Genomic DNA, 13,104 nt, shown 5'->3' with positions numbered 1-13,104 from the left:
GGGGAGCGCGCGGCGCTCATCAACCCTTGAGGCGAAGTGCCCAGTCCCGCAGCGCCACCACCTGGGAGGCGATCAGTGCGCGCGTCGTCTCGTCCGTCACGCGGCCCTCGGCGTCGAGGCGCGTGCCGGACTGCATGATCAGCACCTCCGGCTTGTTCAGCGCATAGGCGTTGAGGAAGACGCACATCTTCCGCAGGTCGTATTGCGCGCGGGCGGTGCCCAGCAGCCCGGGCGTCGCGCCCATGATCGCCACCGGCTTGCCTTCGAAGGGCGGCTCGGGCGGGCGTGAGGCCCAGTCGATCGCGTTCTTCAGCACGCCTGGGATGGAATAATTGTATTCCGGCGTCGCGATCAGCACCGCATCCGCCGCCCGCAGTGCCTCCCGGAAGGAGGTCACGGAGGCCGGGTAGCCCGAAGCCACCCGCACGTCATCGTTATAGGGCGGGATCTCGCCCAGCCCCCCGAAGATGGTCACCTCCACCCCCTCGGGCGCCAGCTCCGCCGCCGCGCGCAGGATGGCCGTGTTGTGGGAGGCTTTCCGAAGGCTGCCGGAGATGCCGAGGATGTTGAACGCGCTCATGGTCGTGGATGCCTCCAGGAAAGGTCAGGATGGATCGGCGAGGGGCGCATCCCCGGCCAACGCCCGGGCGAGCAGGGCGGCCACGCCCTCCTTGGTCACCGGGCGTGGATTGGCATAGGGGCTGGCCGTCGCCAGCCGCACGGCCCGCGGCAGATCCTCCGCCCGCATCCCCAGCGCGGCCAGGGAAGGCGGCGCACCCAGCCGCCGGGCCAGCGCCCAGAGCCCCAAAGGCGCGTCGTCCGCACCCAGCGCCCGTGCGATCCGCGCCATGGCCTCCGGCGCCGCTGGGGCGTTGAAGGCTGCGGCATGCGGCAGGATCACGGAATGCGTCTCGGCATGCGGCAGGTCGAAGCCGCCACCCAGCGCATGGCACAGCTTGTGGTGCAGCCCCATGGTCGCCTGCCCGAGCACCGTGCCGCAGAGCCAGGCGCCGTAAAGCGCCTCCGAGCGCGCCCCGGAATCGCGCGGCGCCTCCATGAGGACGGGCAGGGCGGCGGCCAGGGCGCGAATGCCCTCCTCCGCCATCAGCGCCGTGACCGGCGTGGCATCGGGCGCGTAGAGCACCTCCACCGCATGGGCGATGGCGTTCAGCCCGGAGACGGTGGAAACCCCCACCGGCAGGTCCAGTGTCAGCGAGGGATCATACACCACCACCTGCGGCAGAGCCCGCGGATCGCGCCCGGTGGTCTTCGCGCCGCCTTCGGTCAGCCCCCAGATCGAGGTGCCCTCGGATCCCGAATAGGTGGTCGGCAGCGCCAGGATTGGAAGGCCGGTGGAAAGCGCCACGGCCTTGGCCAGCCCGATCGTGCTGCCGCCGCCAGCCGCCAGCAGCGCATCCGCTCCCAACTCGGCGGCACGCGCCGCGGCGGCCTCGGCCACCGGAACCGGCACATGCATCCGCGCTTCCGCATGAAGTCCCGCCGCGCGCTCGCCAATCGCCGCGGCGACCTTTTCCCCCAGCACCCGCTGCCCGGGCGTGGAGAGCACGAGCACGCGCCGCGCGCCCATCGCATCCAGCTCCGCCGCCACCTGTCCCAGGCTGCCCGCGCCGAACACCACCCGCTGCGGCAGCGGCGCGTGGACGAAGGCGCGAGGCGGAATCACTCCTCCCAAGACAGCACCCCGCCGCGCAGCCAGGAGGCCCCTGCGTCATAGAGCGCCTGCACCTTCTCCCCCTTCAGCCCGGGCATGTCGGTCTTCACCTCATAGCCGATGCCGGTCTGCAGATAGGCGAGGTGCCGGTAGCCTTCGGGGAAGCGCGACAGCAGCGCGGGATCAAGCTCGAGCTTCGCCGCCGGATCGATGGGGTCCATCCGATCCTTTTCGTAGATCGGCTGTCGGAGGACGACCTTCCATCCATCCGCCTTCTCCTCGATGAAGTCGTAGAAGCGGCCGGTGCAGACCACGTCCACGATGACGCCATGCACCGGCGCGCGCTGCGAGATGGTCATCTTCGTCTGCGCGATGGCGCGCTTCCCCGCGATGTCCACCGAGCAGCCGCCGAGGAAATGCAGGATCGAAACGCCCTTGGCCCAGCCCTCCTGGCTCGCCCGGATGAATTCCGCCGCCGGCGCTTGGCACCAGGTCGCCATCATCCGTCCCTCGGGTGCCCAGCATGTGCGGAACCGCTCCCAGTCGCCGGCATCGCGCCAGACGGCCCAGTTCTGCACCAGCTCCATCACCTGCATCCGGCGCAGCAGCGCGTCGCTCATCCCGTTCCCCCCGGCGAATCCCGTTCCGGGGCACGATAGGCGGCACCTGTCTCCCTGGCGATACGAAGCGCTTGACGCGCGCCGTGCCCCCCATTCCCATTCCGGAAAGGCCGCCGCCGCTTCGACTCCCGCAACGGGAGGGCAGGGGCCACCAGGAGGAGTGTCCATGCCCCGTTCCATGCCGGTGGCGCGCCGCGCCGCGCTCAGCCTGCTTGCGTTGCCCGCCCTGCGCCCTACCGCCGGCCTGGCGCAGGGGGGAGGAACGGGGGCGGCCGCCGCACAGGGCACCAGCACGGGAAATCCTAGCGCCGCCTGGCCGGACCGCCCGGTCCGCTTCATCCAGGGCTTCGGCCCTGGCGGCACCACGGATATCGTGGCCCGGCTGATCGCTCCCTCCCTTGCCAGCGCCTTGGGCCAGCCGGTGGTGGTGGAGAACCGCCCCGGCGCCGGCGGCACCATCGCGGCGGAAGGGCTCGCCCGCGCGCGGGACGGCCATACGCTGATGCTCATCAACAACGGCTATGCCGTCTCCGCCGCCCTCTACCGCCGCCTTCCCTATGATCCGCTCACGGAGGTGGAGCCGGTCGCGCCCGTCGCCTCGGTCGGCCTCGTCCTGCTCGCCGGCACCGGGCCGGAGGCGCCGCGCGACATGGCCGAGCTGACCCGCCGCGCCAAGGCGGCGCCAGACAAGCTGCATGTCGCAACCGTCGGCGTCGGCAGCACCCAGCATTTCGTCGCCGAGGCCATCCAGTCCGCCGCTGGCATCCGGCTGACCCATGTGCCCTATCGCGGCACCCCGGCCGCCCTCGTCGCCCTCCGCAACGGCGAGGTGGAGCTGGTGGTGGAACCTGCCTCCTCCGTTCTCGGCCAGATCCGCGGTGGCGAGGCACGGGCGCTGGCCATCACCTCGCGCGAACGCTCCCCGTTGCTGCCCGAGGTTCCGACCGTCGGCGAGCTCCTTGGCACCCCCGATTTCGACATCCAGACCTGGTACGCCATCGCCGTCCCCGCCGGCACGCCGCCCGAGCATGTCGCGCGCATCAGCGAAACAACCCGACAGGTGCTGTCGGACGAGGCACTGCGTAAGCGGCTGGGCGAACTCGGCCTCGCCCCGCGCCCGTCCACGGCCCCGGCCGCCGTGAAGGCCGATGTGCATGCCGAGATCGCGCGCTGGGCAAAGGTGATCGAGAACACGGGCATGGAGCGGCAATAGCCGCTCAGCCCTTCGGCCCGATCGGCTCCAGCCCCGCGGCTTCCAGCACCGGCGCCATCTCCGCCGAGGCGAGAAAGCCGATCAGCCGCTGCGACGCTTCCGCATTGGGCGTGCCGCGTAAGGCGGCGGCGGTGAAAACCGCCACCGTCTCCACCTCCCGCGGCAACCGCCCGATCACCTCGATCCCGGGCACCGCCAGCAACTCGCTCACCTGCTGCACCGCCAGCGCCACCTCCCCGCTGGCGGCAAGGGCGGCAGTGAAGCCCGCGGGGATGATCCGGGCCTTGGCGTTCACCGCCTCGGCGATGCCCAGCCGCTCGATCAGCGCCGCGAAGGCGATCCCGCTCGCTCCCGTGCGGGAATAGGCGATGGAGGGCGCTGCCAGCAGCACCGCCCGCAACTCATCCACCGAGCCGATCGCCGGATGCGGCGCCCCCGCCCGGACCGCCAGCCCGACATGCGAGCGCACGAGATCCACCCGGCTCGCGCTGTCCAGCACGCCTTCCGCGATCAACTCCTCCACGCCCTCCAACGTGAGGACCACGGCATCCGCCCGCTCACCGCCCCGGATGCGCGCCAGCAGCCCGATCGTCGGCGAGAAATCCGCATCCACCGTGACGCCCGCCGCGGTCTCGCAGCGCCCGAGGCTTCCCCGAAGCGCGCCCTGGACAGCGAGGGTGGAGAGCAGCCGCAGCGGCGCGCTCAAGCTTCCAGCCCCGACAACTCGGCCACCAGCAGCCCGAGCGATGCGGAATCCATCCCGCCGCGCCCGCTGTTCACCAGCGCCTCCATCATCTGCGCCGCCATCGCCGTGGCCGGCGCAAAGACGCCGTGGTCACGCATCGCGGCAAGGGAGAGGCGCGTGTCCTTCCGCATCAGCTCCGCCCGGAAGCCCGGCTGCAGCGTGCCCTCGATCATGCGCTTGGCGTGGTTCTCCATCACGAAGGAACGGGCGGAGCCGCCCAGCAACGCCTGGCGCATCGCCACGGGGTCCAGCCCCGCCTTGCGCCCCAGCGCCAATGCTTCGGACACCGCCTGCATCGTCGCCGCCACCAGAAGCTGGTTGGCCGACTTGCACACCTGCCCGGCGCCCGGCGGCCCCAGATGCGTCACCGTCTTGCCCACCGCCTGCAGGAATGGATGCGCCGCCTCGAAGGCGATCGCATCGCCGCCAATCATGCAGGTCAGCGTTCCGTCCCGCGCCCCGCCGGGGCCGCCGCTCACCGGGCTGTCCAGAAGATGGGCCCCGCGCTCCTCCAGCAGCCGCCGTGCGAAGCCCGCGGCCGGAGCGGCGGCGATGGTGCTGAAGTCGATCACCACGCTCCCCGCCTCCACGCCTTCGGCCAGGCCACCGGGTCCGAACAGCACCGCCTCCACATCCGGCGTGTCCGGCAGGCAAAGCCCGATGCAGGCCGCCCCCCGCGCCGCCTCCGCCGGGGTGCTGGCCCAGCGTGCCCCCGACGCCTCCAGCGCCTCTGCCTTGCCCCGGCTGCGGTTGTGCACGGCGAGCGCGAAGCCAGCCTTCACGATGTTGGCCGCCATGGCGGCCCCCATCACCCCAAGTCCGATGAAGGCGACATGCGCGGGCGGCGAAATGGTGTCCAAGGCGTTCAGCTCCTCTTGAGGGCGGCGCGGATCGAATCCAGCAGCATGTCCATGGAGCGCTGGAAGGCCGGGCCATCGGCATAGCCGTCGCCTTCGCCCACCCGCTCCATGAAGCGGTTCCAGGTGGCGGTCTGCATGCCCTGCCGGAAGCGGTCATGCAGATAGGTCACCATTTCATCCGTCATCCCGGCCGGGCCGACCCAGCCCTTCATGTTGTCGGCCACGATGTCGTAGCCCAGCTCGCGCAGCGTGGGCACGTCCTTGTAGGCGGGGGCGCGCTGTTCGGAAGCGATCGCCAGCGCCTTCAGCGTGCCCGAGGTCACCTGCGTGCCCAGCTCGTCGGTTGCATTCACGCCCAGCTGCGTCTGTCCGGCCAGCATTGCCTGCAGCGCCGGCCCGCCGCCATTGAAGGGCACATGCAGGAACTGCACGTCCGCCGCGCGCTCCAGCAGGATAAAGATGGAATGCGAGAGCGTGCCGACGCCGGATGATCCATGCGCCAACCCGCCCGGATCGGCCTTGGCCGCCGCAAGTGCCGCCTTCAAATCCGCGAAGCGCGGCGAATCTCCGCCCTTGCAGGACAGGATATGACCGTTCCGCGTCAGCCGGATCACCGCTCGGAAGGAGGTCTTCGGGTCATAGGGCACCTCACGATGCGCGGGGATGGAGGTGCTCTCGCTGCCGCCATGTATCACCAGCGTGTGCCCGTCGGGCGCCGCGCGCGCGACGTATTCCGCCGCCAGCGCGCCGCCCGCGCCGGGGCGGTTCACCACCACCAGCGGCACCGGCATCAGCGGCGTGCAGGCCTCGGCGATGGTGCGCGCGATGATGTCGCTGCCCCCGCCGGGCGCGAAGCCGACATTGAGCTGGATCGGCCGCGTCGGCTGCCAGCGGCCGATCTGCTGCGCATAGGCGGGGCAGCCGAGTGCTGCCCCCGCCGAGCCGAGGATGCCCCGCCGGGTGATGCTGACCATCTTGCTTCCTTCCCTGTTCCCTCGTGGGCGCCTCAGTCTTCGCCGAGTTCGTATCGTGCCCCTGATCTTTCGCAGATGTCACGGATATGCCGGTCCAATGCGGGTGGCACCGGAATGCCCTCCGCCAGCCGCCTCTCCCGCTCCTCGGCCTCCGGGTCGCCCGCCACCCGCACCGGCCGCGCGGGATCGGCCGGCGGCGTCTCGTGCAGCACGTCGATCATCGCATCGAGCTCCTCCTCGAACCCGCCTTCCGGCCGGAAGGCGCGCGGATCGATCGCGAGGAAGAAATGGCCGACATCGTCTGGATCGCCCGGCTTGCGCGTGGGGTTGCGGACTGGTCCGAAGGCGGCGCCGGTAAGCGTGGCCGAAAGGATCTGCACCATGGCCCCGAGGCCGTAGCCCTTGTGCCCGCCCGTCACCTCCGCCCCGCCCAGCGGCGTCACCCCGCCGCCGGGCCGCTTGAAGATCACCTCCATCGCCTCGGCGGAATCGGTGATGGGCCGCCCGGCCTCGTCCGTGACCCAACCCTCGGGGATTGGCTTTCCGTTCAGGTCGTAGACCTTCACCTTGTTCGCCGCGACGGTGGTGGTGGAAATGTCCAGCACGAAGGGCCGGTTCCGCAGTGCCGGCGCCGCGAAGGCGATGGGGTTCGCGCCCAGCAGCGGCAGCGTGCCGCGCGTCGGCACCATCAGCACCGTGCGCGCGGAACTGGTGATGAAGCCGATCACCCCCGCGCGCGATGCAATGCGCGCGTAATGCCCCGCCGCGCCGAAGTGGTGTGAGTTCCGCACCCCCACCGCGCCGATGCCCGCGGCCTTCGCCTTCTCCACCGCCAGCCGCATCGCGAAATCGGCATTGGGATGGCCGAGATTCGCCCCGCCATCCACCAGCGCCGTCGCCGCCGCATCCAACACCACGCGCGGGCGCGCATTGAGGTCGAGCTGCCCGTTGTTCCGGAAGGTCTCATACATCATCAGCATCGACAGCCCGTGGCTGTCGATGCCCATGAGGTCCGTCTCCACCATGGCCCCCGCGGTGGTGGCGGCCAGGTCCTCCGCCATGCCCCAGGCCTGGAGCACGTTGAGGATCTGGCGCCGGACGCGCTCTGCCGGGACCCGCATCAGCGCGTGACGCGCACGCCCTTGGCGGCGAGCGTCTCCTCCACCCATCCGCGCACCCAGCCGCCGCCCCTGATGGCGGCCGTGGTCTCGGCCTCCTTCGCCGCATGCTTCTCGGCATCAGCGATCACCTGCGCCGCATCGGCGCGCGGGATGACGACCACGCCATCCTCATCCGCCGCGATCAGGTCCCCCGGCATCACCACCTGCCCGCCGCAGGCGACGGGATAGCCGATCTCGCCGGGACCATCCTTGTACGGGCCGGACGGATTGGCGCCCCGCGCCCAGACGCCGATATCCATCTTGCGGATGCCGTCCAGGTCGCGCACCGCGCCGTCGATCACCAGCGCACCCACCTTGCGGGCTTCCGCATGGCCGATCATCAGATCGCCCGACACCGCGATGTTCAGGTCGCCGCCGCCATCGCAGACAATCACCTCGCCCGGCGCCGCCATGTCGATCGCGCGGTGCAGGAACAGGTTGTCGCCCGGGCGCACCTTCACCGTGAATGCGGGACCGACGAAGGTCCGGCGCCCGCCATAGGCGAAGAACCCGCCGCGCATGGATTGCAGCCGGCTCATCACGTCGCCGATATTCGCGACCGGCAGCTTCGCCGCGCGGGCAATCAGGGCGGCATCGGGCTCGGGGCGCGTCTCGACGATGCGTAGGCCAACGGTCATGCGAGTCTCTCTCCTGGCACTGCGCCGATACGCAAGGCCGGAGAGCGCATGGCCGCGTCACAAGCGACGGGCATCAGGCGTTCCTCTCCGTGCCGTCTCGGCGGCGTGCAGGGAGGATCGGCCGGTTCCGGCGGCCTTGGCAAGGAGCCCGGGCTCTATTCCGGGTTCCCTGCCTCTGGGCCTGCCGGATCTACCGCCTTTCTACCACCCGGACGACCGGCGCCGGAAAGGCAACGCGCCCACCGCCTGCCGGGGGGCGCTCGACCCAGCGCGCCACCGCCCCGCCTTCGCATTCCTGCACCACCGGGAAGGCGAGCGTTCCGCCTGCCTCCGCCGGGCTGCGGACCAGCAGTACGAACTCGTCGAAATAGGCCGAGTCCAGCCGCCCTCCGGTCCAGGCGATCTCCTGCGGCATGGGCGATCCATGGTGCCCCGCATGGCCAGCATGCTCGGACGCCTCGCCACCGCCGAGGCTCAGGGTCCAGCCCGGATGGGGCATGGGACTGGCGCCGCGCAGCTCCTGCGGAACCGTCAGCCGGATGCCCGTGGTGGCCGCGCCATCGCATCCATGGCCGACGCGGAAGGCGATGCGGACATAGCTGTTCGCCGGCATCTCCGCGCGATCCGCCGTGACATGCGCCATGGCCGGGGAGGTCGCCAGCAGCGCCACCAGGGCAAGCGTGGCCGTGCGAGGGAAGGTCATGATTCTCCCCTCCCGCTCAGTGGGCATGGTGCGCGGCGGCGGGAGCACTGGCCCCGGCAGCCTGCACCGCCAGCTGCACCTGGACCGTCCCGGCACGCTCGAAGGTGAGGGTGAGCGGCACGGTGGCACCGGGCCGCAGCGCCTCGGTCAGCCCCACCATCATCAAATGTGCGCCGCCGGGCCGCAGCGACACGCTGCCCCCGGCCGGCACGTCAAGCGCGGCGACGGGCCGCATCCGCATCACCTCGCCGTCGCGCACCGTCTCATGGATCTCGGTGGTGCGAGCCAGAGGGGTAGAGGCCGAGAGCAGCCGGTCCGGCTGCGCCCCATTGTTACGAAGGGTCAGGAAGCCGCCCCCCGTGCCGCCTTGCAGGGCCGCCCGGGCCCAGGGCTGCTCGACCACGATGCCCGAAGGCTGCGCGGACAGGGGATGGATGAAGGCGAAGGCGCCCAGCGCGGCCAGGCCGGCCAGGACGCGACGATGAATGGACATGATCTGATCGAATCCCAAGGGAAGGGGCGTGCGACGCCCCGTGTCGTGAAGGATGGGAAGTCGGATCAGATGATGGGCGGGGCCCGCGGAAGTTGCGGCGGGGCACGGGGCGGAAGTGGCGGCAATCCCGGCCGCCCTGGGGAGGCGACCACTATCGCAAAGGCAAGAACCCTCGGCGGCACCATGGAAGTCGGCGGCGGCGCGCCGACGGGCGTCAGGCAGGGGGCGCAGCAATCCGGCGCCTGCTCCCTCTCGAGCGGCTGCCCATCCTCGCCGAGGAGCACGCTCCGCGGGCCATGCGCACTGCACAGCTCCACCAGCCTGGCGCCGCCCAGCGCCGCCAGGGCCCGGGCATGCGGCTCCATCGCCGATGCCCCCTGGAGCAGCAGCACGAAGGCAAGGAGGCGCGCGAGGCCGGTCCATTTGCGGCGCATGCGCCCGCCTTACGCCTTCGCGCCGCCCCCGTCACCCGGCCCGGCGAAGCGGGAGATGGCAAAGGCCTCCAGCGGCACATCCGCCCGCCCGTCCAGCACCAGCTCGGTCATGATGGCGCCGATAGCCGGTCCCAACTGGAAGCCATGGCCGGAGAAGCCGAAGGCGTGAAACAGGCCCGGCGTGGTGCCGCTCGGCCCGATCACCGGGATCCGGTCCGGCATCTCCCCGTCGATCCCGGTCCAGCTGCGGATCACCTGCACCCCGGCGAGGGAAGGTACCAGCCGCACTGCATGGCCCATTGCCTCGATCGACACCTCCGCCAGGGGTCGGGACCAGGGCGTGGCGGGATCGCTTTCCCCATCGCCGCCACCGACGATGATGTTCCCGCGCGGGATCTGCCGCAGATAGACATTGCCTCCCACCACGCCGAGATTCGGCTCGATGAAATAGGGCACCGGCTCCGTCACCATCATATTCGGGCTGAGCGGCGAGACCGGAACCGGCTCCCCGAAGGCCTCCGCCACCGCTCCGCCCCAGAACCCCGCCATGTTGAGCAGCACCGGCGCGCGGAATTCATCCCCGGCCTCGCTCACCAGCAGGAAGCCATCCACATCCCGCGTCTGGGACACCACCTTGGTGTTCTCCAGCAGCACCGCGCCGGCCTCCCTGGCCGCGCGCGCCAGGGCGGGGGCGAGCAATCGCGGATTCGCCGCCCCATCCTCCGGCGCGAAGGACCCCGCCACCACCGCCGGCCCCAGCCAGGGATATTCCCGGTGAATCGAATTGCGCCCGATGAAGCGCAGCGGCAGCCTGTATTCCTTCGCCGTGTCGAGATAGGCGACGAGATCAGCTTCCTCCGCCTCGTTCCGCGCCAGCTTCAGATGGCCGGTGACGGTGAACTCCGCATCCGTCCCCACCAGCGCCTTCATCCGCCCCCAGATCTCGCGCGAGCGCCGCGCGATGGGCAGCTCCGCCGGATGCCGCCCCTGCTGTCGCACCCCGCCGTAATTCACGCCTGAGGCCTGCCCCCCGACCAGCCCGCGCTCCAGCAGCACCACCCGCGCGCCGCGCTGCGCCAGATGCAGCGCCGCCGAGCAACCCGCCCCGCCGCCGCCCAGCACCAGCACATCCGCCTTCACGCCACCGGCTCCGCGACGAGCGGGATGGGCTTCACCGGCGGCTGCCCGCGCAAACGCCCGATGGCCTCGGGCGTGCTTCCCAGCGCCGCCGCCATGATCTCCGCCGCAGCCGTGCCGCAGACGCGCCCCTGGCAGCGCCCCATGCCGGCGCGGGAGAAGGCCTTGGCCCGGTTCAGCTCCGATGCCGGTCCGGGGGCGTGATCCGCCGCCAGCGCCGCCCGCAACTCGCCCGCGCGCAGCCCCTCGCAGCGGCAGAGGATGGTCTCATCCGCCACCCCTGCCGCCAGGGCACGGGGAAAGGGAAAGGCCCGGTCCAGTGCCGCCCGGAAGCCCTGCTGCCGCGCCAGGGCCGCATCCAACCGTGACAGCTGGGCCGCATCTACCATGCGCCCCGCATCCTCCAGCACCGCCAGCGCCGCCCGCGCGCCCGCCAACTCGGCCACCGCCGCGCCGCCGATCCCCGCGCCGTCTCCGGCCAGGTAATGCCCGGCAATGGCGGTGCGGCCGGCCACATCGCGTTCTGGCACCCAGTTCCATTGCAGCGGATCGTGCCGAAAGGGGATGCCGGCCAGATCAGCCAGCTGCGCCTCGGGCTTCAGACCCCAGCCCATCCCGACCGCATCGCAATCCACCCGCTGCTCACGGCCGCCCGGATCCCGCCAGGCGATGCCGCTCACGCCCGCTTCACCTTCGATGCCGATCGGCGTCACACCCTCCGCGATGCGCACGCCGTGCGCCCGCAGCCAGCCGATGTAGTAGATTCCTTTGGCGAAGGTCGCGGCGTCACGCAGCATGCCCGGCGAGGCCGCCAGCTTCGTCGCGAAGGGCGTGGTGTCCAGCACCGCCGCCACCTCCGCCCCGGCCTTCGCATACTGATAGGCTACCAGCCACAGCAGCGGCCCCGTCCCAGCGAAGACCACCCGTCGCCCGATCCCGCAGCCCTGCGCCTTCAGCGCGATCTGCGCCCCACCCAGCGTCGTGACACCGGGCAGCGTCCAGCCGGGAAGGGGAACCACCCGGTCCATCGCTCCCGTGCAGAGAATGGCCGCGTCATACTCCACCTGATCGCGTCTCGGCCCGGATTGCGTGTGCAGCTGCTTCGCCCCGGGCCGGATATGCCAGACCAGCGTTTCCGGCCGCCAATCCACCTGCGGCCGCAGCGCATCGAATGCAGCGTGCAGCGATGTCGCCCGACCCGCCTCGAACCCATACAGCGCCTTCGCATCGCGCTTGAGCGGCGCGGGCGGCCGCTGGTAGATCCGCCCGCCGCCCTCGGCAGCCTCGTCGATCCACACCGGCCGCAGCCCCGCCGCGACCAGCACCTCCACGGCGCGGATCCCGGCAGGCCCGGCGCCGACGACGGCAACCTTCATCCGCGCCGCACCGCCATGCCGTCCTGCGCCAGCGTCGTGCAGGCGCGCACGCGTCCCATCCCCTCCACCGCCACCCAGCAATCCTGGCAGGCGCCCATGAGGCAGAAGCCGGCCCGCGGCCCATCGCCGAACTCGCTCATGCGCAGATGCCCGGCGCCACCGGCGAGCAGCGCCGTCAGCAGCGTGTCGCCCTCCTGCGCCTCGAGCGCCGCGCCATCCAGCGTCACCGCGATGCGCGGTCGCCCGGCATCGCGCAGCCGCACCAGCCTCACAGCGTATCCTCGTGCCGCCAGTTCACCAGCAGCTCGGCGACGCTCGCGGTATTCGGCAGATGCAGCACCGCCTCCACCAGCACGGCCAGATCCTCGGGCCGCGACATGGCCCCGCGCGGAACATGCTTCACATGCGCCGTCATGTCCGTGTCCACGAAACCCGGGCAGAGCGCCGTCGCGCGGATGCCATGCTCCCAGCCCAGGCGCCGCACCTCCTGCGTCAGCGCCATGACCGCGAACTTGCTCATCGCATAACCGAGATTATCGTTCCGCACGCGCTTGCCGGAGAGCGAGGCGACATTCACCACCCGCCCAGAACCGCTCGCGACAAGATGCGGCCAAGCCGCGCGGATCACGCGCATCGGCCCTTTGGCATTCACCGTCCACATGGCATCGAACGGCGTCTCGTCCGGATCGAGCAGGGTGCCGCGCGGATTGATCCCGGCCGCATTCACCAGCGCGTCAATCCGTCCATGCCGCGCCACCGTCGCGGCCACCCAATCCTCGGCGCTGCCGCCCTTCGCCGCCTCAAAGGCATGATGTGTCAGCCCCGGATGCGATGGCAGCCGTGCCGCATCCCGCACCCCGGCGCTGACCAGGCATCCCGCAGCCAGCAACCGCTCCATCACCGCCCGCCCGATGCCGCGCGTGGCACCGGAGAGCATCACCACGCGCCCTGCCGGATTCAGCATGGACGCAAGCCCGGATCACGCGGCATCGAAGCCCCCGACAGCGGAACGAAGCCACTATCCGGCCGCGTCCCGCCCGCGGGCAACCCCATCGGGCACGAATTCAGGGTGCGGAAGG

The 13,104-nt window shown here is 71.2% G+C and carries 16 protein-coding genes; 1 reads left to right on the top strand and 15 read right to left on the bottom strand.

What is annotated here, in order from left to right:
* Positions 1 to 19 precede the first annotated feature (19 nt).
* From GSE44_RS04340 to GSE44_RS04330, 3 genes are read right to left on the bottom strand one after another with little or no spacing between them, the layout of a single operon-like run.
* Positions 20 to 580 carry an NADPH-dependent FMN reductase gene (locus GSE44_RS04340; RefSeq protein WP_159347561.1) on the bottom strand — a complete coding sequence of 187 codons (561 nt, stop codon included), beginning with the start codon at positions 578 to 580 and terminating at the stop codon, positions 20 to 22.
* 24 nt (positions 581 to 604) lie between these two features.
* Complete coding sequence (locus GSE44_RS04335) at positions 605 to 1,684, bottom strand: maleylacetate reductase (protein ID WP_235924550.1); 1,080 nt, start codon at positions 1,682 to 1,684, stop codon at positions 605 to 607.
* Positions 1,681 to 2,292 (bottom strand): nuclear transport factor 2 family protein, encoded by a 612-nt coding sequence (locus GSE44_RS04330; protein WP_159347560.1) that lies wholly within the window; start codon positions 2,290 to 2,292, stop codon positions 1,681 to 1,683. The genes GSE44_RS04335 and GSE44_RS04330 overlap by 4 nt, the downstream gene beginning before the upstream one ends.
* A 166-nt stretch (positions 2,293 to 2,458) precedes the next feature.
* Here GSE44_RS04330 and GSE44_RS04325 point away from each other — a divergent pair, with 166 nt between their 5' ends.
* Positions 2,459 to 3,505 (top strand): Bug family tripartite tricarboxylate transporter substrate binding protein, encoded by a 1,047-nt coding sequence (locus GSE44_RS04325; protein WP_159347559.1) that lies wholly within the window; start codon positions 2,459 to 2,461, stop codon positions 3,503 to 3,505.
* Positions 3,506 to 3,509: 4 nt separating this feature from the next.
* Here GSE44_RS04325 and GSE44_RS04320 read toward each other — a convergent pair whose 3' ends face one another.
* The 12 genes from GSE44_RS04320 to GSE44_RS04265 all read right to left on the bottom strand — a co-directional run bounded on the left by GSE44_RS04320 (position 3,510) and on the right by GSE44_RS04265 (position 12,989).
* Positions 3,510 to 4,211 carry a substrate-binding domain-containing protein gene (locus GSE44_RS04320; protein WP_159347558.1) on the bottom strand — a complete coding sequence of 234 codons (702 nt, stop codon included), beginning with the start codon at positions 4,209 to 4,211 and terminating at the stop codon, positions 3,510 to 3,512.
* Positions 4,208 to 5,110, bottom strand: a complete 903-nt coding sequence (locus GSE44_RS04315; protein WP_201305922.1) for an NAD(P)-dependent oxidoreductase — start codon at positions 5,108 to 5,110, stop codon at positions 4,208 to 4,210. The genes GSE44_RS04320 and GSE44_RS04315 overlap by 4 nt, the downstream gene beginning before the upstream one ends.
* 5 nt (positions 5,111 to 5,115) lie before the next feature.
* Positions 5,116 to 6,084 carry a Bug family tripartite tricarboxylate transporter substrate binding protein gene (locus GSE44_RS04310; protein ID WP_159347557.1) on the bottom strand — a complete coding sequence of 323 codons (969 nt, stop codon included), beginning with the start codon at positions 6,082 to 6,084 and terminating at the stop codon, positions 5,116 to 5,118.
* Between the two features lie 32 nt (positions 6,085 to 6,116).
* On the bottom strand, positions 6,117 to 7,205 hold the full coding sequence (locus GSE44_RS04305; RefSeq protein WP_159347556.1) for an Ldh family oxidoreductase: 1,089 nt from the start codon (positions 7,203 to 7,205) through the stop codon (positions 6,117 to 6,119).
* Positions 7,205 to 7,882, bottom strand: a complete 678-nt coding sequence (locus GSE44_RS04300; protein ID WP_159347555.1) for an RraA family protein — start codon at positions 7,880 to 7,882, stop codon at positions 7,205 to 7,207. The genes GSE44_RS04305 and GSE44_RS04300 overlap by 1 nt, the downstream gene beginning before the upstream one ends.
* A gap of 190 nt (positions 7,883 to 8,072) precedes the next feature.
* Entirely contained in the window at positions 8,073 to 8,585 is a 513-nt protein-coding gene (locus tag GSE44_RS04295) for a YcnI family protein (protein WP_159347554.1), read from the bottom strand.
* A 16-nt stretch (positions 8,586 to 8,601) separates the two neighbouring features.
* Positions 8,602 to 9,078, bottom strand: coding sequence for a copper chaperone PCu(A)C (locus tag GSE44_RS04290; protein ID WP_159347553.1), 477 nt, complete (start codon positions 9,076 to 9,078; stop codon positions 8,602 to 8,604).
* Between the two features lie 65 nt (positions 9,079 to 9,143).
* Complete coding sequence (locus tag GSE44_RS04285) at positions 9,144 to 9,512, bottom strand: hypothetical protein (protein ID WP_159347552.1); 369 nt, start codon at positions 9,510 to 9,512, stop codon at positions 9,144 to 9,146.
* A 9-nt stretch (positions 9,513 to 9,521) separates the two neighbouring features.
* Positions 9,522 to 10,652 (bottom strand): NAD(P)/FAD-dependent oxidoreductase, encoded by a 1,131-nt coding sequence (locus tag GSE44_RS04280; protein WP_159347551.1) that lies wholly within the window; start codon positions 10,650 to 10,652, stop codon positions 9,522 to 9,524.
* On the bottom strand, positions 10,649 to 12,025 hold the full coding sequence (locus tag GSE44_RS04275; RefSeq protein WP_159347550.1) for an FAD/NAD(P)-dependent oxidoreductase: 1,377 nt from the start codon (positions 12,023 to 12,025) through the stop codon (positions 10,649 to 10,651). Before GSE44_RS04275 ends, GSE44_RS04280 begins: the two co-directional genes overlap by 4 nt.
* Positions 12,022 to 12,297: a (2Fe-2S)-binding protein gene (locus tag GSE44_RS04270; RefSeq protein ID WP_159347549.1), complete on the bottom strand. Its 276-nt coding sequence runs from the start codon at positions 12,295 to 12,297 to the stop codon at positions 12,022 to 12,024. The genes GSE44_RS04275 and GSE44_RS04270 overlap by 4 nt, the downstream gene beginning before the upstream one ends.
* Positions 12,294 to 12,989, bottom strand: a complete 696-nt coding sequence (locus GSE44_RS04265) for an SDR family NAD(P)-dependent oxidoreductase (RefSeq protein WP_159347548.1) — start codon at positions 12,987 to 12,989, stop codon at positions 12,294 to 12,296. The genes GSE44_RS04270 and GSE44_RS04265 overlap by 4 nt, the downstream gene beginning before the upstream one ends.
* Positions 12,990 to 13,104: the final 115 nt, after the last annotated feature.

This window comes from Muricoccus harenae (assembly GCF_009848505.1).
Classification (GTDB): domain Bacteria; phylum Pseudomonadota; class Alphaproteobacteria; order Acetobacterales; family Acetobacteraceae; genus Roseomonas; species Roseomonas harenae.
The sequence above is the reverse complement of the archived record's forward strand: the minus strand, read 5'-3'. Positions and strand labels throughout refer to the sequence as shown.

Coding starts and splice junctions, on each gene's coding strand:
- GSE44_RS04300 (WP_159347555.1), bottom strand. CDS start 7,882: ATGACCGTTGGCCTACGCATCGTCGAGACGCGCCCCGAGCCCGATGCC.
- GSE44_RS04295 (WP_159347554.1), bottom strand. CDS start 8,585: ATGACCTTCCCTCGCACGGCCACGCTTGCCCTGGTGGCGCTGCTGGCG.
- GSE44_RS04330 (WP_159347560.1), bottom strand. CDS start 2,292: ATGAGCGACGCGCTGCTGCGCCGGATGCAGGTGATGGAGCTGGTGCAG.
- GSE44_RS04285 (WP_159347552.1), bottom strand. CDS start 9,512: ATGCGCCGCAAATGGACCGGCCTCGCGCGCCTCCTTGCCTTCGTGCTG.
- GSE44_RS04310 (WP_159347557.1), bottom strand. CDS start 6,084: ATGGTCAGCATCACCCGGCGGGGCATCCTCGGCTCGGCGGGGGCAGCA.
- GSE44_RS04325 (WP_159347559.1), top strand. CDS start 2,459: ATGCCCCGTTCCATGCCGGTGGCGCGCCGCGCCGCGCTCAGCCTGCTT.
- GSE44_RS04275 (WP_159347550.1), bottom strand. CDS start 12,025: ATGAAGGTTGCCGTCGTCGGCGCCGGGCCTGCCGGGATCCGCGCCGTG.
- GSE44_RS04305 (WP_159347556.1), bottom strand. CDS start 7,205: ATGCGGGTCCCGGCAGAGCGCGTCCGGCGCCAGATCCTCAACGTGCTC.
- GSE44_RS04265 (WP_159347548.1), bottom strand. CDS start 12,989: ATGCTGAATCCGGCAGGGCGCGTGGTGATGCTCTCCGGTGCCACGCGC.
- GSE44_RS04340 (WP_159347561.1), bottom strand. CDS start 580: ATGAGCGCGTTCAACATCCTCGGCATCTCCGGCAGCCTTCGGAAAGCC.
- GSE44_RS04290 (WP_159347553.1), bottom strand. CDS start 9,078: ATGTCCATTCATCGTCGCGTCCTGGCCGGCCTGGCCGCGCTGGGCGCC.